Source organism: Veillonella magna DSM 19857 (genome assembly GCF_000428745.1).
In the GTDB taxonomy this organism is placed as follows: Bacteria; Bacillota; Negativicutes; order Veillonellales; family Veillonellaceae; genus Veillonella_A; species Veillonella_A magna.
On the sequence record NZ_AUAN01000010.1, the window covers coordinates 41972 to 67278 of the forward strand.

The 25307-nt window shown below is 43.2% G+C and carries 23 protein-coding genes and 1 tRNA gene; 2 read left to right on the plus strand and 22 right to left on the minus strand.

All coding sequences use genetic code 11. The features are described from left to right. Window positions 1-80: 80 nt before the first annotated feature. The 5 genes from G344_RS0104670 to G344_RS0104695 form a co-directional block, all read right to left on the minus strand. Entirely contained in the window at window positions 81-1214 is a 1134-nt protein-coding gene (locus tag G344_RS0104670) for an AraC family transcriptional regulator (RefSeq protein ID WP_028255196.1), read from the minus strand. Between the two features lie 37 nt (window positions 1215-1251). Beyond that, complete coding sequence (locus G344_RS0104675; protein ID WP_028255197.1) at window positions 1252-1848, minus strand: DNA-3-methyladenine glycosylase I; 597 nt, start codon at window positions 1846-1848, stop codon at window positions 1252-1254. A gap of 30 nt (window positions 1849-1878) precedes the next feature. Then, window positions 1879-2358 carry a hypothetical protein gene (locus G344_RS0104680; protein ID WP_028255198.1) on the minus strand — a complete coding sequence of 160 codons (480 nt, stop codon included), beginning with the start codon at window positions 2356-2358 and terminating at the stop codon, window positions 1879-1881. Between the two features lie 253 nt (window positions 2359-2611). Next, window positions 2612-2794 carry a hypothetical protein gene (locus G344_RS0104690; protein WP_028255199.1) on the minus strand — a complete coding sequence of 61 codons (183 nt, stop codon included), beginning with the start codon at window positions 2792-2794 and terminating at the stop codon, window positions 2612-2614. A gap of 195 nt (window positions 2795-2989) precedes the next feature. Further along, window positions 2990-4954 (minus strand): ABC-F family ATP-binding cassette domain-containing protein, encoded by a 1965-nt coding sequence (locus G344_RS0104695; protein ID WP_028255200.1) that lies wholly within the window; start codon window positions 4952-4954, stop codon window positions 2990-2992. Between the two features lie 171 nt (window positions 4955-5125). Between G344_RS0104695 and G344_RS0104700 the strand changes: the two genes are divergently transcribed. Then, on the plus strand, window positions 5126-5458 hold the full coding sequence (locus G344_RS0104700; protein WP_028255201.1) for a hypothetical protein: 333 nt from the start codon (window positions 5126-5128) through the stop codon (window positions 5456-5458). A 101-nt stretch (window positions 5459-5559) separates the two neighbouring features. Here G344_RS0104700 and G344_RS0104705 read toward each other — a convergent pair whose 3' ends face one another. The 6 genes from G344_RS0104705 to yedE form a co-directional block, all read right to left on the minus strand. After that, window positions 5560-6726 carry an MGDG synthase family glycosyltransferase gene (locus G344_RS0104705; protein WP_038154962.1) on the minus strand — a complete coding sequence of 389 codons (1167 nt, stop codon included), beginning with the start codon at window positions 6724-6726 and terminating at the stop codon, window positions 5560-5562. Window positions 6727-6892: 166 nt separating this feature from the next. Then, the gene (locus G344_RS0104710) at window positions 6893-7171 is read right to left on the minus strand and encodes an HU family DNA-binding protein (RefSeq protein WP_028255203.1); all 279 of its coding nucleotides are present in this window, start codon (window positions 7169-7171) and stop codon (window positions 6893-6895) included. 63 nt (window positions 7172-7234) lie between these two features. Continuing rightward, the gene (gene mazG / locus G344_RS0104715) at window positions 7235-8371 is read right to left on the minus strand and encodes a nucleoside triphosphate pyrophosphohydrolase (RefSeq protein ID WP_244869493.1); all 1137 of its coding nucleotides are present in this window, start codon (window positions 8369-8371) and stop codon (window positions 7235-7237) included. Continuing rightward, complete coding sequence (locus G344_RS0104720; RefSeq protein WP_028255205.1) at window positions 8371-9951, minus strand: putative polysaccharide biosynthesis protein; 1581 nt, start codon at window positions 9949-9951, stop codon at window positions 8371-8373. Before G344_RS0104720 ends, mazG begins: the two co-directional genes overlap by 1 nt. 23 nt (window positions 9952-9974) lie before the next feature. Continuing rightward, window positions 9975-13256, minus strand: coding sequence for a transcription-repair coupling factor (mfd, locus tag G344_RS0104725; protein WP_028255206.1), 3282 nt, complete (start codon window positions 13254-13256; stop codon window positions 9975-9977). A gap of 437 nt (window positions 13257-13693) precedes the next feature. Next, window positions 13694-14782 (minus strand): YedE family putative selenium transporter, encoded by a 1089-nt coding sequence (gene yedE / locus G344_RS0104730; protein ID WP_028255207.1) that lies wholly within the window; start codon window positions 14780-14782, stop codon window positions 13694-13696. 336 nt (window positions 14783-15118) lie between these two features. Between yedE and G344_RS0104735 the strand changes: the two genes are divergently transcribed. Further along, window positions 15119-15203: transfer RNA gene (locus tag G344_RS0104735), tRNA-Leu, on the plus strand. A gap of 255 nt (window positions 15204-15458) precedes the next feature. Here G344_RS0104735 and G344_RS0104740 read toward each other — a convergent pair. The 11 genes from G344_RS0104740 to G344_RS0104790 form a co-directional block, all read right to left on the minus strand. Then, entirely contained in the window at window positions 15459-15857 is a 399-nt protein-coding gene (locus G344_RS0104740) for a type II toxin-antitoxin system HicB family antitoxin (protein ID WP_028255208.1), read from the minus strand. Between the two features lie 52 nt (window positions 15858-15909). Further along, complete coding sequence (locus tag G344_RS0104745) at window positions 15910-16074, minus strand: type II toxin-antitoxin system HicA family toxin (RefSeq protein WP_038154978.1); 165 nt, start codon at window positions 16072-16074, stop codon at window positions 15910-15912. Window positions 16075-16210: 136 nt separating this feature from the next. Continuing rightward, entirely contained in the window at window positions 16211-16726 is a 516-nt protein-coding gene (locus tag G344_RS0104750; protein WP_028255210.1) for an N-acetylmuramoyl-L-alanine amidase family protein, read from the minus strand. Between the two features lie 152 nt (window positions 16727-16878). Continuing rightward, a complete protein-coding gene (locus tag G344_RS0104755; RefSeq protein WP_038154964.1) occupies window positions 16879-17316 on the minus strand; it encodes a phage holin family protein in 438 nt (145 codons plus the stop codon). 63 nt (window positions 17317-17379) lie between these two features. Then, a complete protein-coding gene (locus tag G344_RS0104760; protein WP_028255212.1) occupies window positions 17380-18396 on the minus strand; it encodes a hypothetical protein in 1017 nt (338 codons plus the stop codon). After that, window positions 18396-18770 (minus strand): hypothetical protein, encoded by a 375-nt coding sequence (locus G344_RS0104765; RefSeq protein ID WP_028255213.1) that lies wholly within the window; start codon window positions 18768-18770, stop codon window positions 18396-18398. The genes G344_RS0104760 and G344_RS0104765 overlap by 1 nt, the downstream gene beginning before the upstream one ends. A 121-nt stretch (window positions 18771-18891) precedes the next feature. Further along, the gene (locus G344_RS0104770; protein ID WP_028255214.1) at window positions 18892-19071 is read right to left on the minus strand and encodes a CD1375 family protein; all 180 of its coding nucleotides are present in this window, start codon (window positions 19069-19071) and stop codon (window positions 18892-18894) included. Continuing rightward, window positions 19068-19379 (minus strand): hypothetical protein, encoded by a 312-nt coding sequence (locus tag G344_RS0104775; RefSeq protein WP_028255215.1) that lies wholly within the window; start codon window positions 19377-19379, stop codon window positions 19068-19070. Before G344_RS0104775 ends, G344_RS0104770 begins: the two co-directional genes overlap by 4 nt. A 113-nt stretch (window positions 19380-19492) precedes the next feature. After that, entirely contained in the window at window positions 19493-24385 is a 4893-nt protein-coding gene (locus G344_RS10685; RefSeq protein WP_051245753.1) for a host specificity factor TipJ family phage tail protein, read from the minus strand. Further along, complete coding sequence (locus tag G344_RS10690) at window positions 24351-24713, minus strand: C40 family peptidase (protein WP_051245755.1); 363 nt, start codon at window positions 24711-24713, stop codon at window positions 24351-24353. The genes G344_RS10685 and G344_RS10690 overlap by 35 nt, the downstream gene beginning before the upstream one ends. Then, complete coding sequence (locus G344_RS0104790) at window positions 24703-25305, minus strand: DUF1833 family protein (protein ID WP_028255216.1); 603 nt, start codon at window positions 25303-25305, stop codon at window positions 24703-24705. Before G344_RS0104790 ends, G344_RS10690 begins: the two co-directional genes overlap by 11 nt. Between the last annotated feature and the right edge of the window lie 2 nt (window positions 25306-25307).

The following is a 25307-nucleotide window of genomic DNA, read 5'->3' on the forward strand; positions in this document are numbered from 1 at the left end:
TACCTACGGTGTTTTCCTTATATATTCATATCTACGTTAAATAGTATACGCAATATCTATATACAAAATCGGTATATTCGTTATTTTTTAGAAATGTCTTCTAACCGCTGCCACAATTGTTGCAATGTTGCCTTTGTATCCGCCAAGGAGGCTTCTAACTCTTTACAGCGCTGCCTGTCATGACTATAATTTTTATCTTTCACAGTTCCATACCCGGTCAGTCCGGTACGGATATATTGCTCCAACACTTGATGCACCGATGCATCATCGGCGGCTATGTATTCCTTCCAATCCTGCAATGCTGTTTGCCGTGCTATACGCCGAGCTGTCCTGCGATAAGCGGACGGTGTCGTCCTAAAATGTTTTCTAAACATCGTATTAAACGCTTTTACATCGGTAAATCCACATTCGCCGGCGATGGTAACAATTCGTTCTTCCGAATTAACCAATGCCACTGCCGCTGCCCTAAGTCGCATACGCATAACATATTCCATAAAGGAAATACCCAATTGCCGTTTAAAAAATTGTGATGCATAGCCTTCGGTGTAACCGCCAATGGCAGCAATATCCTTCAGTTCAATACGAGATGTATAGTTAGCATCGATGTAAGCAATCATCTTTTCAAACGTAGCTTCCCTAGCAACTGCCGGCGCGTGCCCATCCGGTCGAATGCGCACGGGCATAACCAGTTCCATCACTGTACGCGCCACATGCATGATAAGGCCTTCTGCCGTAATCGCTTCCATTGGAGATAAACCAGTACGCAATTCACGCTGCTTTGGCGTACGACTTTCTTGTCTATCCGGATGGCGTGCTGCTGCAGTGACACCTAAGCGCATAAACTCGGCACCCCATCGTCGCATTGCTTCAAAAGGACGCGTGTACCTTGAGTTTTTATCACTGTACACACAAAATGTATATTGCATAAAATCCGCATCATACGCCGTCATCATCTCCGGTGGCAAATGCAATACCAACGCAATCGTATCCGGTGTCATTGCCAATGTTGCATGACCGCATTGCGGCGACAATATAATACAATCATCTGCTTCCAGCACCGTATAATCGCCATCATGACAAACCTCTACGGAGCCTTGCAGTACAATAAGTACCTCTACCTCCGGATGCCAATTATAATGATACGTACTGATTCGGTAAATGTAGCCATTCATCTGTATATGATTGTGTGTATATACATAATTAAAATAACGCATACGTTACTCTTTCTCTGACTCTGCTAATTCTTGGACTCTACTCATTCTCGGGGGTTACTAACATACGATACCGAGGACAACTTACGATATGATCATTCACTACACCAATGGCTTGCAAAAAAGAATACACAATCGTACTGCCTACAAAAGTAAAGCCTCGCTTCTTTAAGTCTTTACTGATCGTATCCGACAAAGCCGTTGTTGCCGGCGCATCTTCTTCCTTTTGCCAATGCCCAACGATGGTGTTACCATCAGTAAATCCCCAGATATATGCAGCAAAGCTGCCAAACTCTTCCTGTACCTTCATAAATGCACGGGCATTCTTTTTTAGGGAAGCTATTTTTAGTCGATGGCGAATCACGTTCGGATTCTGCAATAACGCCGCTTCTTTTTCATCATCATAAGCAGCAATCTTACGATAATCGAAACCATCAAAGGCTTTACGCATACCTTCCCGACGTTTCATAATCATCGTCCAACTCAATCCGGCCTGCATAGTTTCCAAAACTAAAAACTCAAAGATTGTGCTGTCCTCATGCGTAGGCACACCCCATTCCGTGTCATGGTATATTGATTCTTCCGGACTACGCTCAGCCCATGAGCAGCGGCGTCTCTCTTGTGACCCTTTCATCATCCCATACCTCCCAGCAGTAGTTATTACAATCTAACAAAGACCGAGCAATTCTAGCAGTTCTTTATTGGCTTCCGCACTATCCGCTTCAATCGGTGCGGTAAGGCCGATAATAATTTGACGTTGCTTACTCATAAAGCCGCGCAAAACACGTACCAACATGCGATTAACTGCTTCGTCCGCTGCCTCTAACAGCGCATTAAATTCTGTCAGCACCAGCATGTCCATCTTCACAAAGCCTTCAATATAATCGGCTACATCGCCGTAAGTAACACTGTCCGTATATTCCTTAGCAAATACGGCTGCCGCCTTTTCCATAACTAACCAGTTTTGCCAACGTTCATGACCGGTAGCAATTACCTTAGCTATCACATCAGCTACATCCGCAGCCTTGCCTTCCAAAATAACCGGATCCGTAGCCGTTCCGACACCATCTACCACAACGGCGGCTACACGAGTCACGGCCTCCTCCGTCCCCAATCGATCCAGTGCAATATATGTATTCGTATTCATATAATCCTCCTTAGTACCCCTTGGCAACAAGTGATGTAGCAACGTCACATACACTGTTTTACCACCAGCAACAACCTGGCTGTTTCCAATAGGGTTATCACGCATAGTCTATTAATGATTACCGACATTACATCGATAATTCTGTATTTATTGTAATATAGACGACTACCATAACTCAATACCCCCTTTCCATATAACGCAAAAGGCTGACCCCACATTACGAGGTCAGCCTCTTTGTTTATTCGTACTACGTTTACTGCCGAGATTTCATAGCCACCATAGCAGCTTCTTCGGTACGTTTCCGTACCGCTTCAATCATCGGCTTTACTTCTAAAAATTCTGCGTCAGTTAAGCGAAATGTACGACCCTTCCGTTCAAACAACGATTTTTTGCGGCCCGCGCCTGCGCGTTTACCACCCCAATTGTTACTATTCATGGCAACTTCCTCCCTTTTTGAAAGTGTAAAAACATCAACAAAAAATCTTCTTGTTTAAATCAGTCCATCTCCTTAATCTTAGTATATACTATTCAAACAAGTAATTTCAATTATGCTTTTAACAAAACCATCAATAATCAACGAATCGTTAAATTTTTGAGAATGTCCACATAGATATGCTTACAGGTGTATATATTACGCTCGCTCCGATAGCTCCATCCATCGCTCCATTGCACTCTCCAGCTTTTCTTCGGCGTCTGCTTTTTCTGCCATTGTTCGTTCATAGGCTTCATAATCATTCGCCAACTGCACCAGCATAGCTTCATACGCCTTGATTAGCCCTTCCCCTTCGGCAATTTTTTCTTCTAGCTCTTCCAGTTCCTTTTGCTCTGCCAAATTAAGAGGTTTCTTACTACTACGCTTTGCCTGCTCCTTATCCTGCGCTTCCGTATGTATATCGCCCTCTTCGGATGAGGAACTATTTCCTACAACTACTTTATTCTCAGATACCCCACTCCCAGGCGTTGTCTGTTTTTCACCTTTGGTCTGCGTAAGACGACCGCGCTTTGCCAACGTGTCCTGTGTATCCGGCACCTGTTCCTTGTAATCCGAATACGAACCATGGAAAATACGCACGGCACCGTTTCCTTCAAAAACAAACAACTTATCTACCACACGATCGAGAAAATAACGATCATGGCATACGGTAATGACTACACCGCCAAAGGAATCAAGAAATTCTTCCAGTACACTTAATGTGGGAATGTCTAAATCATTAGTAGGTTCATCTAACAATAACACATTCGGTGCTGACATGAGCAGCTTTAACAAGTATAAGCGTCGCCGTTCGCCGCCGGATAACTTGCGCAGCGGCACCCCATGCAACTCCGGTGTAAACAAGAACCGTTCCAGCACCTGTCCGGCACTAAGTGTGGAACCATCATTGAGCACCATATAGCGATGGTCTTCACGAATGTAGTCAAGCACTCTTTGATCTTCGTCAAAAGGTGGTAGCTCCTGCGTAAAATGAGCAATTTTAACGGTTTCACCGCGCCCTACGGTTCCCTCTTGCGGTGTATAGGTTCCATCCAACAGCTTCATAAAGGTAGACTTACCAATACCGTTCGGCCCTACGATACCGATGCGATCATGCTTCACCACATGATATGTAAAATCGGTTACAATTGGTCTATCGTCAAAGGCAAAGGTAAGATGTTCCATATCAAATATGGTTTTTCCCAAACGACTGCTAAGAGCAATAGGATCCAGCGTATCTACACGACGTGATTTCTCCATAGCCGCCAAGGCTTCATAGCGCTGTAAACGCGCTTTTTGTTTAGTGCTGCGCGCCTGCGCGCCGCGGCGTACCCACGCTAATTCATGTTTTAGCAACTTGGCTCGCTTTGCTTCTCCCGCCGCTTCTCGCGCTTCACGGTCCGCTTTCAATTCCAAAAAGGTTTCATAGGATCCTTCATAGCGATAAAAGCGACGGTTATCCAATTCTAAAATGCTATTGCATACCGCATCCAAGAAATAACGATCATGTGTACTCAACACGAATCCACCGGATCGCGCCAATAAATATTTTTCCAACCAATCGATGCTGGCTTCATCCAAATGGTTAGTCGGTTCGTCCAATAATAAAATATCGCACGGATATAGCAGTGCCTGCCCCAAAGCCAGTCGCCGACGTTCCCCACCAGATAACAGGCGTACCGGTCGTTCCACATCGCCCAGTCCCAGCTTAGTTAGAATCGTCCGCGCCTGTTGCTCTACAGACCATCCATCCTCGGCATCCATGCGATTCAATAATTTCACATAAGCCGGTGATGTAGCATCAATCTTACTTTGCCTTTCAAACTCACGAACCAATTTTAGTAACGGGTGATCGGCGAGAAAAATATTTTCCAGTAAGCTGGCCTCTTCATCAAATTGCGGAGCCTGCGGTAAATAATACACCGACGCTTTCCCGTTTCTCTCGATGCTTCCCTTATCAGGCTCCATAACTCCGGCCAATAGTTTGAGGAACGTAGATTTACCCGTACCGTTTACACCGATAAGCCCGATGCGTTGCTCCGTGGTAATTGTCATGGATGCATCCTTAAAGAGCAGCCGCGTACCGTATGATTTTTCTACTTCTTGTAAACTGATAACGTTCATCCTGTCGTACCTCCCATGTCTTTCGTATGTCTTACCATTATATACTACTTCCTAGAAATCGTTAACTATATTTCTCAATTTGACATTTGTTTCCTCTTTTAAGTACAATAGGGGTAATTACACAGCGACATTCAGTCGTTTTCATATGTGCATGACAATAAGGAGGAAATTATGGACAGCGACGCGGTTGGATCGTTTTATGAAGAAATGGGTTTTGAGTTAGTAGAAATCGATGATAGAGAAGTACTGTTCTATCAATTGGATGATGACGGTACCTACGCAACAATCACCGATGATAACGGCAATGTGCCGACTGACCTAGACAGCCCGATTATTTTTTCTGTATATGATGAAAATGATTCGTATCAATGGAGCGTAACCTTAGAGGACTCCCATTATTTCGGGCAACTCTTTGCGCGCTTTGCCGCCAGTGATGATTTGCTTGCTAACTTACGCGATATTCGCCAAGAAAATATTGCTCGCTTCGACGCGTCGGAACTGTAATTCCCCGCTTACTTAGCACAAAACACCCCGCCGGGTGTGACTGATATCCCCTATCCGGTAACCGATTTGTTACCATGATAGTCACTATGATATCTACGTCACTACCCTTGCGGGGTGTTTTCTTGTAAATCGCCGATGGTTTCGAATGTGCATTTTGCCGACAGCATCGCCTCTACAGAGGATACGATGTTAGCTGCGCCGTCCACATGCCAAGCGCGTGCCTGTTGCGACATATTTTGCAGTCGCTCTGGATTGATAAGCAGCGCCGTCACTACATCTTCTAGATTGTGAATATCTCTGGCCCAACGAGCGCAACCCTTTTGTTCCAATAATAAGGCATTAGCTTCCTCTTGTCCCGGAATAGCATTGAAGAAAACCATAGGAATACCTACGGTAACAGCTTCCATGCAAGTCAGCGCCCCCGGCTTGGTTACCAGTAAGGCTGCCTCTGCCATCAGCTCGGGAATATCTGTCGTATAACCGTATACGCGCACCGGCGTTTGCATGCGCTCTTTCATATCCAGCAACGCTTCGTAAAGACTTGTATTACGACCGGTAACCACGGTAAATTCATCAATGGCCGCTACCTCGTCAAGACGCTGCAAGGCACTTTCCAATGATCCCAATCCCAGTCCGCCGCCCATCACGAGAACCCGTACCGGTTTTGTCAGCGCATACTGCGCAATCGCTTTATCAAAGAAATGACGTCGCACGGGAATCCCCGTAACGTGAATCTTACTACAATCAATGCCGGCTTTCACCAACTCATCCACCATAACCTCCGTACCCACATAGTACGCGTCCAGCTGTGGATATACCCAAAACTGATGCACCGCAAAGTCAGTAATTACTCCGATAAGCGGCACGTCGATAAGGTTTTGTCGTTTCAATATACACGCAGCGCCGCAAGGAAACGGATGGGTAAAAATCACAACGTCCGGTGACTCTTGCCGAATAAGGCGTAACATACGACGTTTTAACAACCAAGACAATACGGTTTGGATCATACCACCCTTGCGCTCACCTTGGGAAAAGCGATACACCAAATCATACATCATGGGAAATACGTCAATCATCTTGATGTATGTTTCCTTCAGCAAATTATCGAACGATAAGGTATCTGTCGCCAAAAAGTCAACATGCGTAATTTCCGTATCGGGACTTTGTTGCATCCAATATTCTTCTATAGCCCGTGCTGCCTGTGTGTGCCCCGTCCCTATGGACGCCGACACGATGAGCACCTTTCGATGTTTCTTCGTATCACGCATACTAATCTCCTTCTCCTATCGGCTTATTATACCACATCTAAGACCGAGGAGTAATATAAAAAAGACTGCAACAGCCTTCGTACATGTCGAATGCTGCTACAGTCCTTCGCGTATATCCTTACACGGATCTTGTTGAACCGAAGTTTGCGGTTAGCGTTAACGCATATTATTTGTTGTTAACTAATTCCTTCAACTGTTTGCCAGCTTTGAACGCAGGGGATTTGGAAGCTTCGATTTTGATTACTTCGTTAGTCTGCGGATTGCGGCCTTCGCGAGCCTGGCGTTCACGTACTTCGAACGTACCAAAACCGATTACCTGTACTTTTTCGCCTTTTGCCAATTCTTCAGCAACAGTATCGAAAACAGCTTTAACTGCTTTTTCAGCATCTTTCTTAGTTAAATCTGTTTTCTGAGCTACGCTTGCGATTAATTCTGTTTTGTTCATGACAGAACCTCCTTAAAAATTTGAATATATCCATTCAAATGCCATCTTGCGGCTTGCCACAAGTTACACAGAATGACTTCTCTCGTTCACCTTAGCTGCATCCCAATACGAATCCAATTCAGCCAGGGTTAATTCATCCCACGATGTATTACTGCTTCGGACACAGTGCTCGACATATGAAAAACGTCGGTAAAACTTAGTATTGGTGCGGTTCAGTGCATTTTCACCGCCTATTTTATACCATCTCAGCAGATTAATCAAGGAAAAAAGCACATCTCCCGCTTCCAATTCAGCATTTTTGCGGTCTCCCGCCGCTACAGCTTCTTTAAATTCATCAATTTCTTCGTAAAATTTATTCCATACCGGCTCTACCGAATCCCAGTCAAATCCTACTTTGGCGGCTTTTTCCTGTAGCTTCTGAGCGCGCAGAAGTGCCGGCAACCCTTTGGAAACACCATCTAAAAGACCGTGCCGTTCATGACCGCGTTCCTGTGCTTTCAAAGCTTCCCAGGACAATACGGCCGTTCCCGCCCCTTCGCTGTCCGTGCGGTTAAATACATGCGGATGTCGGCGGATCATCTTAGTCGTAATATCATCGATCACATCTTGCAAGCTGAATTGTCCCGCTTCCTCCGCCAGGCGTGCGTGAAATACAATCTGTAATAGCACATCGCCTAACTCTTCCCGTAAATTGTCCACATCTTCGTTATCGATGGCTTCCAACACTTCGTAGATTTCTTCCAATAAATATCTTCGCAAGGTGCTGTGTGTTTGCAGTCGATCCCAAGGACATCCATCCGGTGCCCGCAATGCTGCCACTACATCACGCAGGGGAGCCAGTGTAAACGGGGTATCTTCCTCTTTCTGAATAGGCAACACCACCAGTGACCAGCTATATTCCGTCTGCTTTACCATTGCCGTCACATCCGTGGTTTCATCTTCCGGTATCCATAGCAACTCCTCTTGCCCGCTTGGCTCCGCATGAGACGCAGTTCCCAACCACACTCGTTGACGCGCCTTGCCTAAACGTGAGGTTACCACCTCTGTTACCCTTGGCCAAGTTTCGGCCGTAATAGCCCGGATAAGAACAGCATCGCTCATATCGAAAGGCATGCGATCAATACGCACTGCCGATGTTACATATACCGCATCATCAGCTTGTATATATTCTTTATCACGCAACAATGTCACATAGTCCACTACGCATTCTCCTTTCGACGTAATCGCTTTCCAATAAACGGCAAATGATATATATCTTCCTTCTCCAATGCTTTTGTCAGCAGTAATGCGCCGCCGTATACGACAACGGCACCTACAATGGCTAACAGTACGGCAACTGCATTTCCCGTTAAGGACAGTGCCATATAGTAAACCACAATAGCCGCACCGCCCATAGCCAGTGCAGCACAGGCAATTTTCATCATCAATAACAGCGGCAGTCGATACCCAATGTATTTGTAGACAAATATCATATTTAAAGCAGCCGCTAAACCAAAGTCAATGTTCGTCGACCAAGCGGCTCCGTTAATTCCCCATTCCGGTTGTGCCGTCAAATACCAGCTAAGGGGAATTTTTAAAATCGTACAGACAATAAGATTAATCATAGGAATCGCCGTTCGTCCCAACCCTTGAAGGACGCCGGTAGTAACCTGCTGCATCCCCAAGAGAAAAATACTAAGACTCATGACTGCAATCGGACCGCCTGCATTCGGCGTCGCATACAGCATAGACGACACCGGTGTAGCCAACACGCAAAGGCCAACGAAAGCGGGGATGGTAATCAACGCGGCAATCTTCATTGCCATATGTGTACGCTGCCTGATTTCCTCCATATTTCGCTTTGCATAGGCCTCCGATATAGCCGGCACTAAGCTGGCCGCTAACGAGGTAGTCAGGATCACCGGCAGATTCACCAATGACGTGGCCATACCCGTCAAATACCCGAACAAGGTAGTCGCTTCTCTAACAGTGTAGCCCGCCTCTACCAGGCGTCGCGGCACAACACCTAAATCAATGCCCGAAACAATCGGCATCATAATGTTCGCCATGGATACGGGAATGGCCAAGATAATCAACCGTTTCATAATGGCTAGCGCCGTTTCCGTTGTTGCCTGTGGATTTTGTGTTATCAGTAATTCCTGTCGCACCTTCCGTTGACGTCGATAAAAGTAAAGCAGTACCAACAGTCCTGCCGTCACGCCCGGTAGCGTGGCCAAGCTGGCACCGGCCGCTGCCCAGTGAAGCCCCTTCGGCAAAAGCCAATATGCGAGGCCCACCATCGCAGTTACTCGAAACAGCTGTTCAAATACTTGGGACATCCCCGTCGGCAACATATCTTGGAATCCCTGGAAATATCCGCGCAAGCAGCTGAGCAATGTCACCACAAAAATAGATGGCGACAATGCCAAAATAGCGTAATACGCTCGCGGATCTGTTACCAAGCCACCCCTGTCTATAAGGAGAGGTGTAGCAAAATACATGGCCACACTGAATACAAGCCCCAACGTGGCCAGCAGGCTCATGGAAACGCGGTGGATTTTCTGCACGCCCAACGCATCATTATTCGCCAACTTATCGGCCACCATAATCGATATGGCCACCGGCAATCCTGCCGTAGCTATACTTACAATAATCTGATAAATCGGATAAGCCATCTGATACAAGCCAATGCCTTCACCGCCTAGGATGCGTGCCAATATGACCTTACTGAAAGCGCCCATAATTTTGACCACTATACCGGCAATGGTTAAAATCATAGCCCCCTTTAAGAATCGATTCATCCGGTACCTCCGTTTTCCTATCGTTAACGACGTTCCAATTCCGTCAACAAATTTTCTACAATCGGTATACGTGACCCCGTCAACGAGGACACATTATACACCAGGGTTGTCGCTTTACCGTCCTTCCCTTCGGTAAATTTTATACGTTTCCATACGGCTTCGTCAACTGCTGCCATATCCCAGCCTGCCATTTTGCTGTCATCCGCCCATACCAATGTCAACCTTTGCCCGCGCCATACCAGGCTCTTAAGACCTAACGCACGAGCTGTTTCTCTTACTCGTGCCAAGCGAAGCAATGCATCCACCGGCGGTGTCGGTGTACCGAAGCGATCCACTAATTCATCGGTAAAATCATTGAGTTCTTCCTGCGTCTTAATATGTAACAGACGTTGGTACAAGGTAATCTTCCGTGCACTGTCCGGAATGTATGCATCATCAATAAAAGCATCTATTTCAAGATCGATCACCGGATCCGGCAATTCTTTAGGAGCTTCTTCCTTGTGCTGCGCCTTGGCAATCGCCGCTTCCAACATCGTACAATACATAGCAAATCCAACGGAAGCAATATTACCATGCTGCTGTGATCCCAATAGATTCCCGGCCCCGCGTATTTCCAAATCGCGCATAGCCAGTTTAAATCCGGCCCCCAGCTCTGTAAATTCTTCGATGGCCTTTAATCGTTTTTCCGCCGCTTCACTGAGCATTTTATCCGGACGATACATAAAGTACGCATAGGCTCGCCGTCTCGAACGCCCTACGCGACCACGCATCTGGTATAACTGTGACAATCCCAGATGATCCGCATCATATACAATAATTGTATTGGCATTAGGAATATCAAGACCTGTTTCGATAATACTCGTGCAGAGCAACAAATCATAATGGCCTTCATAAAAATCAACCATAATGGCTTCCATTTGTGAACCGGTCATCTGCCCGTGGGCAATGGCAAAGCGTAAATCCGGCATAGCCTGCGATAACAGTTCTGCCATATGTTCAATGGATTGCACGCGATTATATACAAAATACACCTGACCACCACGCTGAATTTCACGGCGTACCGCATCGACAATAATCTGCATGTCATATTCCACCACATAGGTTTGCACCGGCAATCGTTCTTCCGGCGGTGTATTAATAACACTCATTTCCCGCACTCCCACCAGTGACATGTGAAGGGTACGCGGAATCGGTGTCGCACTCAATGTTAACACATCAATATTGGTGGCCCAGCTCTTCCATTTTTCTTTCTGTGCTACACCAAAGCGTTGTTCTTCATCCACCACGAGAAGCCCCAGGTCTTTAAAGTGAATTTTTTTATTCAACAGTGCATGTGTGCCGATAACAATATCCACTTCGCCGCTTTCCGCGCGTCGCATAATCTCCCGTTTTTCTTTAACACTGCGGAATCGGTTGAGCACATCCACTTTTGCGCCGAACGGTGTAAATCGATCGGAAAAGGTTTGAAAATGCTGCTGTGCCAATACTGTAGTCGGTACCAAAACCGCTACCTGTTTACCGCTCATAATCGCTTTGAAAATAGCACGCATCGCCACTTCCGTCTTGCCGAATCCCACATCACCGCAGAGCAATCGATCCATAGGATACGGCTTTTCCATGGACTCTTTAATTTCTCGCGTTGCCTGCAGCTGATCTTCCGTTTCCTCATAAGGAAACGCATCTTCAAATTCCTGTTGCCACGGCTGATCTGGTAAAAAGGCAAAACCTTCCACTACTTCGCGCTGTGCGTACAACGCAACCAGCTTCTCCGCCAAATCGTCAATTGATTTTTGCGCCTTATTCTTAATTTTACGCCATTCACCGCCACCCATTTTATGAATCCGCGGCGTCTCTCCTTCATTGCCGATATATTTTTGCAGTTGGTCAAGATTGTCCGCCGGCAAAAAGAGGCGATCCGTACCGGCATACGCAATTTCAATATAATCCTTGTGAATACCTTCCGTTTCGATTGTCTTAAGCCCTACATATTTCCCGATACCATGCACGCTATGTACCACATAATCGCCAACCTTTAAGTCGGTAAAGTAATTAATCTCTCTCCCTTTGGCTGCCTTCTTGCGAAGCTTCCTTTTTTGCTGACCAAAAATATTGCCTTCCGTAACTACCACCAGGCGACAATGAGGCAGCTCGAAACCTTCTGACAACAGTCCCTGCATGATGAGAACAGAACCTTCCGGATCCATTGGCTGTCGGGATCGATCAAAGTGAATTCCTTCCTCTGTAAGTGCCCGTTCAATCCCTTCTCGTCGCTGTTGGTTATTCATGACGATGATCACGCGATGTCCGTTTCGTTGCCACTGCTTAATTTCATCTGTCAATAACGGTATCTGTCGTTCAAAGGATGTCATGGATTTCCCTTGTACTCCAATGCCGTTATAGCCACTAAGTCCGGACAATCGCTGCTGTAAAAAGGTAAAGGCTATTTCTCCTTGGCTTCGTATGGATCGTACTGCATCCGACCAGTCGCAAAAATCGGTGAGATGACTTCGATCCTCTTTAATAAAACTCTTCCAAGCCTCTTGAATACGTCCCGGTTCATCAAAGACGATAAGGCCCTGCGCCGCATAAGAAAGTAAGGTAGCACTGCGCTCTTCATTTTCGGTACGCAACGGCACCACCAAACAGCTATCCATCGATTCTAACGAACGTTGCGTATCCAAAGAAAAACTTCGAATCGTATCAATAGTATCACCGAAGAATTCGATGCGATACGGTACCTCACTATTGACCGGGAACATATCTACAATATCTCCGCGTACACTGAAATGCCCGCGTTGTTCCACTTGATCGGTTCGCTCATATCCCATTCCTACCAACCGTTCCAACATATCGTCACGGTCAATGGTATCATCTACCGAAAAAACAATGACATTACTTTGCACCTGTTCCGGTTCGGGCAATCGTTGAGCTGCTTCCTCTGCCGTAGCAATAACTACCACTGGTTTATTCATGACTAAGGAGCCAAGTGCTCGCATTTGCGCTGCGTGATGTTCCAAACTTCGTGCCGATACGGCAAAACTTACCGACTCGGTTACCGGAAAAGACATGACCGGCACGTCCGGTAGCAAACATGCCAAGTCCCGTTCCCACTGCTCTCGATGCTCTTTATCATGGACGACAACAATCGTCGGACGCTGACCGTAATCAATCATAGCTCGGCTATACAGGAATGTCTTTTGCGAACCGCCCAATCCATATATTAAATGTTTCTTTGTTGATGCAATCGCAGCCTCAGCTTCTTTAAAAGCCGGATACGCTTGCAGTAACTCTGTGATTTCTTTCATTCTATATTACAAGACCTTTCGTAATAGTTGCCCAGTCTTCCCTTCGACTAGCCACTCTTTTTCAGTCACGCCAAAACGGGCTTTAGCAAAGCCAAAGCCCGTAATTAATCACGTCTATGTCATTAATCGTACCACATTAGTAGCATATAGACAACACTTCGCTATTCAATAACGCGATTCATCTATACGCTACGCTAAGCTAACGCCACACTCGTATCCTAGCCACTATCCTTCACGCACAAGCCGGTATCCATCACGTTCAATCTAGCATCCATCACATGCTAGCCAGCGTCTTTGACCTTCCAGTAGTATCTTTCGTGTCCCTTTATTTTCCGGTTAGTATCCTTCACCCTCTGGTTGATATACTTCACCTTCCGACTAGTATCCTTAGCATTCTAGTTAGTGTCCGTCACATTCTGCTTAGTGTCCATCACGTTCTAGTTAGTAGACGACTTTGTTTTATGGCTTCCCCATATACCGATTACCAATAGAATAATAATGGAAATAATAACTGCCACCTGTCCCGATATACTGGGACCGCCTACCACAAACTTGCTGGCTACACCCGGCACAGCCGCCAAATTAAAATTATGTGCTACAGCCGCACCTAAGAGCATTCCCAATACAGTCATTGCCGAGTCGGATGATCCGGAACCGGCCAATACCAATTGACGAAGAGGACATCCACCGGCCAGCGTCGCCGCCAGACCTACACCATACATAGAAGCTATATTCCAAAGCACATCACCATGAGCAATAGGTCCAAAGGCAGCTATATTAAAATGCCCTGTCCCTAAATTATATATCAGCATGATAACGAAAATACCAATAATACTGCAAAGCATCGTACTATCTTTATACATCATCACATTACGAAAAGCACCGGAAAAACACATCCGCGTACGTTGCGCAATAATACCAAAGATCAAACCGGCAAGCAAAGAAAAGAAAACCGGCGCATGCATAGAACCCGGTCCTTTTGTACTTACCGCAAACAAGGTTGTTGCCACACTGATAATAAATAAAACGGCCACCAGCAACGGGACTGTATACCCTTGACTCTTACGTGTAGCCACCGCTTCACCTAAAGTGTATCCCTTCTTCAAAAATACGATACCGGTAGCCAAACCACCTAAGAATCCTACCAAGCCTACATACGCACTCATATCACCGGCCGACATGCGCAACACCATACGCAAAGGACATCCTAAAAATACAAGCGCGCAAATCATCATGATAGCACCTAATAATACACGTATAGGTGTAGAGCCGCTACCGCTAGAACCAAATTCACCGGACTTAAGAGAAACTATAAATGCCCCTAAGATGATTCCCACAATTTCCGGTCGAAAATACTGTACTGCCGCAGCATTATGAAATTTCATTGCCCCTGCCATATCTCTAATAAAGCAAGCTGCACATAATGCCATATTCGCCGGATTTCCCATATAAGCTAATCCAGCCGTAAAAATACCGGCAATAGCCCCTAATAACAATAATCCCTTTTTCTGATACCAAAACTCCATGTTATATCCTCCTCTACCTAAGGCATTGATTAACAATGCCAGCTTCTGACGGGTCCCATTATAATAAAGCGATTTATTATTTTCAATGATATATTTAAAAGTAAAATATATTAATTTCTCATTTATTCCTTTATTCCCCCTACTAGTTATCCTTTAAAATACGTTTAAGTTAATTCGACTCACATTAACTAACAAACTATCTATCTCTGCACCATATGCATATCAACCGCATTTCAATTCATAGTAAAATAAAATATATTGCAAAAACCAATAAAAGCCTTACTGTATAATTGACATTTACGGTCTCTTCTGATAGAATTATAGACGTTCCAATACGCGGAAGTGGCGGAATTGGCAGACGCACCAGACTTAGGATCTGGCGCCTTACGGCGTGGGGGTTCAAGTCCCTTCTTCCGCACCAAGCTAGAGAGCGCAAGGCTTTATGCCTTGCGCTCTTTCTTTTTATTCTGTCCGCTATATATCAAGTTGACTACTTTTTGACTACTCTTAATATAATAACATTATATACACTCTTGATAATATCCTTTACAACAATCTTCTAGCAGAATATTGATTTGAGAATATTATAAATTATAAAAGAGGATGTAGTATCATGGATAAGAATACCAATGATATTACATCCTCTTTAAAATTATAAAAAATTATAATTTTAATATCAAACTAATTCTAACTCTTCTCTCAATGCTCTTTGTAATATTTTAGAAAAATTTAATTTTTTAGCTTCGGCCTTATGGTTAAGCCAACTAGGAATAGTAAGTGTTTTTTTTACAGCTTTATTATCAGTTTTTTTAAGATACTCTTCTTCATCCCACTTCACTAAGTCTATAAACTCTCCATCTTCACATTTAATTGTAACTGGATCACTAGGTTTGGGTAATTCTTCTCCATCTTCAAGTAAAGAATATAAATATAAGCCCAAGGCATCCTCTGCCATATCAACCGCCTCTGTCAGCGTATCACCCTCAGTTACACAGCCTAATAAATCAGGAAAGCTTACTGTATAACCACCATTGACATCTGCACTAAATACAGCCGGGTACATCTCCTTCCGCATGTTTTCCTCCTTTCAAATTGATGCTTCCAACACCTTAATCTTGATTGCGGGGCTATTTGAGCCCCGCTTGTTTCAAGATTGTATGTAACGTCTTAGGCTTCAAGTCTTTTTTGTGAAGTGGTATCGTTACACGTCCCTCTTTTTCATGATGTTTCATGATATGATGTGAACCACGAACTCTATCAACATACCATCCATCACTTTCTAAGTTTTTCATAAGGTCTTTAGGTGTGGTCAAGCCATTTCCCCTTTCTTTATTTTATGCTCATATCATAACACGTATTTATACGTATGTAAAGTATCGTCAAAAACAGCGAAACTATGTTACCACTAATTTCATCAGCTGTTCTTATTTACGAGATCTGATAATCCGTGACACTTCGAGCAATCGCCCTAGCGAAGTCGTCAATGCTATTCTTCAACAAGGATAAATCTTCCATGTTGTCAATAAACGCAAGCTCTACTAGTACGGCAACGGCCTCGGTATGCTTTAGTACATACAAATTACCATTCTTTGCGCCACGATCAATTGTAGGCAGACTTCTAACAATTTGTGATTGAATACAGTTTGCCAATCGTTGGCCATTATAGGATGTATAATATGTCTCTGTGCCGCGCGCTTGATGACTCACGCACGCGTTGCAATGAATACTAACAAATAAATCTGCCTCATACGCATTCGATGCGTCGCAGATTTCGTACAACTCATTGTATTGCCCTACGGTGCACTCTACACCCACAGCGAGCAAATACCTCTCAACAAGCTCCGCACATTCAATCGCTATATCTACTTCACGATCACCAGTTACAGGATTAACTGCGCCACTATCTAATGTTACATGATGTCCTGGATTAATAAATACTTTCATAAGTCTTCCTTTCTTATACTAAAAAAGCACCCTAGTAGGCACAGATAAAATTTGATAAGACAACCATAATATATTGCAAAGATGAGATACAAAAGCACATTATGCTCTTGTATCTCGTTATTGCCGTTATACCACATACTGTTTTGAGTAGTTTATTTTTTTATATGCATCTTCTCCTCCGCCAGCTGCGCCAGTGATGATTTTAATTTCTCAGGTACAGGCATTCCTGCTTTTCCTGCATTTTCAATAATACTTAAACACTCAATCGCTAAATATCCCGATGCCGTGGCTGTGTAAATAATACGCATATCTAAAAATAGCGCCAGCTTCATGCTGAACGCCACTAATGCTAATATTAATACTTTTTTCGTCATCCCTATTGTGCCCCGTTTGCTATCCAACTTTAACCCTGGATTGACGTATGCTGCAAACCAACCTAATAGATAATCAATTACCATTGCCCATATTAGAATCTCAACATATCCATCCTTGATTGGAAATATATATGATATAACGGATCCCACCACAGCTCCGCACGTGGCCCATACCCGCTCCGTTGCCGTCGGTATCATTTCTTTTACTAGCTCCATGTTATTCGCTCCCACTTTCTTTTCCTCTATAGTTAGCTATCCACTCGTTATCATTTTCTATCTCTATTCAATAACTAAAAACTTACTATGAGAAAATTCATAAGGGCACCCCTCATAGTTTTCTACGCTAGTATTATATGTAAAATCGGCTGCATCATTTGTACCAGGCTTACAAATAAGCCCACGATAATTCTCCCAATCAACATCAAAAGGTACTGCCAACGTAATCTTTTTGACGCCAATATCGTTGATAAAATAATTAACAGAATTATGACTTCTCATATTTTTACCTTTAGGAATTACTATTAAATTTGCTTCTGGATGCATCAATACAATATCTTGAATCATCCACGCTTTCTCTGCCACAATCAATATATTCTCTAACTTGCATTCACGCAATGCTTCCAGTCGAGGTTTTATGTCATTATAATGGTCATCTATTCGCAATAGATTTACATCACCATAACTAGTCCTAGAAAGGCTTGCTATGAAGAGGTCTTTCGGGTTCCTTTTTTCTCTGACAAGAAAATCTCGACTATCATTATCCCAGATAGTCTGTGCTGCTGACATATCCCATCCCGGTGGTAAAACAAGTGGGATAGTCTCTTCCCGTTTTACCGACAATTGAATTTGTTTTACATTACCTATATCAAAATTAATAAAGCCTTCCTCTAAATGTTCTTGAATAGAAAAGCCTTGAGGTATCTCGATAGCAACTTTCTGTTTATCAAGTTTTTTCGGATAATCAATATGTTGTTCATCAAAATCGGGTATTGTTAATGCGTGTCCAGAAAATCCTCCGCTCAATGTAACTGTTGTTGGAAGTTCTGATAAATATATACGTTTTTTATCTAACTGCGGTTCTTGCCTAGGTAAGTTTGGGCTTATCTCATCTATAATTTTTTTAGCAATAGCCTTTTTATCAAATTGTTCTGTAACAAAGTTTTTATATGCATACTCTGCATATTCTGCCTCTAACTCTTTTTCTAAGCCATTTTGATTAGCTATCCCTTCTTTTCCCGGCAATACAGTTAATGTAATCTCTAAAGTTTTATCAATAGATGTAATTCCTATCCCCATCATTTACCCTCCATTCTATACGCATGACCAGCTGAAATATTAGCAATACCCTGTAATATTCTAATTTCTTCCCCATCCTTACTCATTTGTACATCATAGTACGCTTTGAGATATGATCCATACTCAGTATTAGCACGTAATTTTGAAGTAATTTCACTAGGAATATATAGTCTAATTCTATTTGGTGCAACTTTTTCCACCTGACCTTTAAATGCAAATGTTTTATCTCGTAAAGAATACCTTCCCGCAAACTTAAACTCATATTCGTCAACATTAAATTCCTCCAAATTTACATCTAGCGTGATTGTTAAGTAGAAATCATCACCCTGATTAATAAAAATATCGTATACCGGTACCCCATTCTCAGCTTGCATAAATATTTTCTTCCTTTCATAGCAAAAGCACCCCAAGGGTGCTTAATTTTAATTTATTCAATATCTGGTTTACTATTTTCTTCGTATACCGCCAACCACCTTAACAATCCGTCCGTTACTGTTACTTTACATCACTAGGGCTATCTTTAAGCCTTTCCTCTTCTTCATCAATAAGCCAATTTGTGACGGAGTTTACATATTGTTTTGGTACCTGCCGCTTCTTTATATTTTCTTCATCAATAGTCATTACTCCAGCTAATACCATTCGCCCATATATAGGTATCATAAAATCTAAAATCATTTGTTATCTCCTTTCAGTTTTTCCAACTCCTCAGATAATCCGATGATGGCGTTCATCATCTCAATGTCTTTAGATAATGTGGGTATTCTGTCTTTAGATAATGTGGGTATTCTGTCTGTTGATTCTTCAATATACGGTATGGAATCCGGTAGCGGTGGTAATTCTTTGATACTGCCATCCACCAATCTGATTCGGTTATAGTCATATACAATATCTGTTTCAATGATTGTATATCCTTCCATAGGCTCTATAAGATTTTCAGCAACGGATGCCAAATGACCATCTGAATCAGCGAATATATAAAACACACGAACCTCCTTTCTTACCTAGTGTCCAAAAATCTCTCTACTAATGGTAGCCATCCTAAATATAGAAATCCTTCAGTAGCAGGCATGAACTTTATTTTATGTTAAAGAAGTAGTTATTTTTTAGTTGCTATTACAGAAACGTAAATACGGAAATACCTCTGGTAGCTATCATTTGATTGTGTTCTATTATTATCAAATGCTATTACTTGTCTCGTATTGATAAGTCCTATAAAATAGCGCCGCCAATAATATGAATCATGTTTATCGCCAGATCTCGTTTTATCATAATATTCTTGGGCGACACAATACCCTAGAGAGTTTATAGCTTGATTATATCTATTAGTTGAGTATCTCCACTCTGTATTCCAAGGGGCTGTAGCTCGACCACCATCTATTTTTCCTGCTACACCACTAATCAGAAATGTACAATCGCTTTCTGTAAACCCTGCTGGTATAGGACAATAATCGCCATCATTTACAATATACCGTTCAACGGTAGTTGCAACAACCTTTAGCCCACTAAGTCGCATACTATCAGCATCAATCTTCGATGCAGTAATATGTGCTCCTTTAATGTTGCCATTGGCATCAACACTAAAACTACCACTATCATTCCGTATTTTCGTCCCAATAATTTCGCCACCATGTACTGTTCCTAAATTAGCAGTAATCGCAGATAAACTGTTGATGCTCATTTTATCCGCTGTTATTGATTTTGCTGCTATCATTTTATTCACTATAACGTTATCATCGAACTTTGTGGTCCCTGTAATATGGATATATTTACCATCAATCTTGACTGTCTCTTTAGATAAATTAATCTGCGAAATAATTTTATCTTTATCTGCTTTTCCTGCTAAGTCTGCTTTATCAGCTTTCCCTTTTATTGCCTCTGTTATTCTAATACTAATACCATTATCTAATTGCGTTATTCTACTACTCAATCCTGATACACTATTAGCCACTTTGCTATCAATTGACTTTGTAAGCTGGGTTATTGATGTTTTTACCCCATTCACATCTTTTACTGTACTCGTGATTGTGTTACTCAATTGCGTAATCTGTGAACTAGAATTATTTGTTTTCGTAACCAATGCTGTTATAGACGTTCCCATTTGAGTGATTTGAGAACTTAATGTATCTGTCTTTTTCACGGTAGAGCTAAGAGACTCGCTTAACTGCGTAATTCTTGTATTCGCTCCATTCGCAGCATTTACCGCCGACGAAACTGAATCGCTTAATTGTGTAACTCGTGAATTTACTTCCTTTACACCGTTAGCTACCTTTGCATCAATCGCTCCATCCAATTGAGTAATTCGCGAGTTAATCGCAGATATATCCCCTTTTAAAGACGACTTTGCTCCACTAGCTATCCTTGTATCAATTGTACTCAGTTCATCATTAATACTTGTTATAGATGATTTTACACTGTTTAGAGACTTATCTACAGTATCCGGGATAGATGCTAATTGCTCATCTATGAGCTTTATATTTTTTTGCATCTCCTTTAATCCTAATTCTTCTTGATTAATATACTCACTCGGAATTTGTGCCCGAACAGCTGCAGTAGTTTCAATTGACCGCACACCTTCGCCAAATACATCAACCATAGCAACCTGTAATGTATACACGCCGCCTTCTAATGGTATAAACAGCTGCCCCGATAAGCTATAAAACGATGCCTTACCATCAATATACACATTAGCTCCCACCAGCTTATCAGCCTCCATATATGATAACTGTACCGTTAGCCCCCCTAAACTTGATACGGCTTTCACCGTCGGAGCTTGAGATGCTGGGAAACTATATGCTATTACCAACGCAGCACTATATCCTTTTTGTGGACTATGTGCCAATATATATATTGTCCCGGCGCGACCTTGTAACTTACTTACGTCCGCTACATCATATATGGTACTATTCGTTTTCCCCACTAGCCCATTTGGATTACCTGCGGATTGATTCGTACGGATTTCATAATAATCAATGTAGGTATTCGTTACTGCATCGAACTCTACACGTACCGTTTTACCAGTCAACCGAACTACCCCCGTTGCCGGTTTATTAGGTACTTGTATATCCGCATCATTTACAACCGCCTTCAAGGTAACGGTAGCTACATGCAATGATTCATTACCGCTTGTATCAATCGCTTTTACTCCATATGTATACGTGCCGCTTCCGGAAATAAATGTCGTATAGCCCGTACTCCCTGTGTGATCCACTAATACCGTATCACCTTCATACACCTTGTAACCGGATATATCGCTTTCCGGATTACCACGCCACGACAGTTGTACTACACTGCTATTCCTGTGATCTTGCACCGCTTTTACGCCGGTTACATCACTAGGTGGAAGCTCCTTACCTGCAATATAAATGGTTTGTGTAACCGGGGCCCCTACTTGCCCTACTTCATTTACACAAACAACCTGTACCGAATAATTATCTACCGGCACATTTGGTATTACCGCCTGAGTTTCACTTCCATCTACCGTAGCGTATAGCGTATATTCAGTAGCACTATCCGGCTTATAGTATACGCGCACTTCGGCCGCTCTTTGATTTCTCGGTAATACCCAACGAAGATTAATGTTAGCTGTCACCGTTCCATCCTTCATCGTAACGATGGATTTTGTTAGGGATAGCTGGCGCACATATACGCCCAACTTAGTCACATCCGGTATAATGGTCGGCACTTGATCACTATCAGTACGATACAACTCCTCATAATATTCTATGGCTGTAATCTTACGGGTTTGTTCGCTATGACTCTTCGTGATTGACAGTACCCGGAATGGTTTCGCCACTTTATTCACTTCACCGAATGCATATAACGACTCATTGGCTATTTGTCCTGGCAACTCTTTCACTGTCACTCTATTACCTACAACGGCCATTACTGCATATGTCTCTACCGCATCCGTCTCACTGTTACGGATCAATAGCTTATATGTCTTTCCCGGTTCCGTTTCTACGGTTTTATCAAGAACTATTGTTTGCCCTTCTACCGACGCTACTCTGCCGCCTTCGCCCCATTCCGGTACATCGTGCTGAATCAGTATGACATCTCCTATCGTACAGGCAATAGCATCCACGAAGGCTTCTATCGTAACCGTCCGTACTTCATATGCATTACATCGTAAGAAGTGACGCCCATGCTTATATGCTTGTTCTAATGAGGTGCATCCCATTAATTCTATTTGTGTCGGGCTTTGCAGTGAATCCGATGCATCATAGGTATCACTGTATACAGGAATAACATCCCTCTCATAGGCCTTATCTTTGTTGATAAAGGATATTTCTACACAATTGGCACGATTCTCTTGCGATTGAAAGGCTTCCGAAAAACTATTCTGCTTAATGTTCCCTACGCTAAATAGTTGTACCGGCATGGTGGCAAAGTCACACACGCATGTAAACCTTGTCCCTCGTGGAATGACTTTCCCTCTACCGATTGTTTCCGGGTATTTCAATGCATCCCACAACCTACCGGCACTATCGTAAATGTAGTTAAAAGTAAAACCTCCGGCCGTACATTTCTCTGCCCAATCTTTAAAGGCATCATAGTCGATACGTCGCGCCGGTACGCCTTGTACATCATAGGTACTCCCAATCGTTTTACACTGATGCAGAATATCATAACAGGCCCATGCCGGATTATCTGCGGGCATTTTATCGTAAGCATTTTTGTAAGGATTCCATACGTTTACCGTCCGTCTAACCTGTATCCACGTAATTTCAGGATCCGAGCCACTTAATTGAGAAGTCGCTAAGGCTCTCACCCCAATCAAAGCTTTTCCCGGATGCACAAAATCATCATATAGGATTTGTGTTAGCTGCCCCCAATACACCCGATTTACATATCGTAGAGTTGTCCCATCCTTATGGGCGCATCGCATACGTACCTCATATTTCGCCTTTTCTAATCTATCAAAGCGAAATACGCGATACATCGCTGTATTGGTAGCCTCACTAATAACACCTCTATATTCATCTCTTCGTATCTCTGATCTACCTCGTAACCAGCGTACAAAACCTTCTCTTCCTGGCTCCGTAGGAAATTTATCTACTTTTTCTACAAAGGCTGCTACGCCTTTATTATTGGCTAATGGCAGACTATTCCATATGGTATCTCCTACTTTTCGTATCTGTGCCTCTAATATTACAGACGTTTTATCCATACCACCACTATCATTTGAGTAGTACAACCCATTAGGGAATGATACGGCAAGTTCAATCCCTTCACATGCATCACCTTGTATTTGTTGTGTTGACCATTCGTTAGTCAATTCATAATTCAACGATTGGTCTGCGTAGTTATCATTAAAATTAGGTATCACCGTTTGGTCATTCGTGCCATACCGTATATCCACCTGTACATCTTTATAATTGCCTATGGGGTTCTCACCAATACGAATATCCCGTATCTCATCTAACGGCCCCTCCCCGGCACAATAGAGTAGGTTTAAATACTGCTTATCCCCATCACTAATAACATGCCTTGATAGTAATACACCGCCGGACTTCATCGTCCCGTATGTGACTGCCAACGGATATCCTTGTCCGGTTAGCGTTTTTGCTCCGCCCCAGCCATATGTGGTACTTTGCTCCGTGCTGTTCGTCATATCCGGTCTAACCGCAGTAAATTTGGATATAACCATATTGCCAATCATCCCTATTGCCATAGCTGCCATGGATTTCCAAAATAAGTTCATCCCACCGAATATCCCATGTGTGGCACCCATAATACCACTAGTAGCCACTGCAAGTCCTATGCTCAGCACAACGCCTAGAAACTTCTTTCCCACATAGGGCATAGCCACAATATACGCTTCGTCTTTTGGCTGCACAGCCTTATCAACGACCGCACCATCAACGGTATATATCCATCGCCCCGGCTCATTTACATAGTCCGCTACGGTTTTACCCGGTTTATACGGCACCATATGTATGTCTCGCTGTTTGGGATTAAATGGATTCCGTACAATGATTAAATGAATCAACCTGTATCCCTCCTTTACGCCGATACACATGCTTCAGCTTCACCATGTACTTATGCAATCGTTCAATACATACGCCGCTTCCCTCCGTAGCATGCATAAACTGCCCGCCACCAACATAGATGCCTACATGATCCAGCGTTTGTCCGTATAGAGAAAATACTAATATATCGTACATCTCCGGTTCACCTTGTATTTCCTCAAATGATTCTGCTTCCGCATCAATGGCCGTATACGGCGGTAGGCTAATGTCCAACTCGCCATATACGGCTTGTACCAAATCCCAACACTGCAACGTATCAAAAGGAATCCCGATAAATTTACTTAACATATACACCTCCCTGCGGTATTGTCGGTTCACCGCCAAATCGTACGCTGTTGCGCAACTCCCTACACCGGGATAGCGTCTTATTGCACTGCATTTCGCGTCCCGTATATCCGCATTGCGGGCTTTTAAATTTAAAAGGGCAATAATCTTTCATCATTCGCACTAAGGGAAATCGTCTTGTAAAACTAAATTCGGACCCTAGGGTAAATATCATCCACTGCGCTGTCGCTTCCGTTCCCGTAATAACAAAGCTTTCTTCTACTTCTGCTACATCGGGAATCTTGCTATTCACGACACGGATAATCACTTCTGCCCCGGTATATCCATTATGTGCTTCTACCATCCGTTGAATTGTCCCGGTCACATTCGATACTTGAAGCTTCGCCGTAGGCAGCTCATTATTATTCTCCGTTATATCATCCAGTGTAAAGGGAAAGGCATAGTATGTATTGCCTTGATAGGCTATATTTTCCGTGTTATTCACTAGCCGTAAGGCCTCTTCACCGTCATAGCGTATCTCTAACATCAACAACCATACGCCGTCCGTACTGACTTTGTTTTTCTCTATAATTGATGCTGTCGATAGGTTTAGCACCG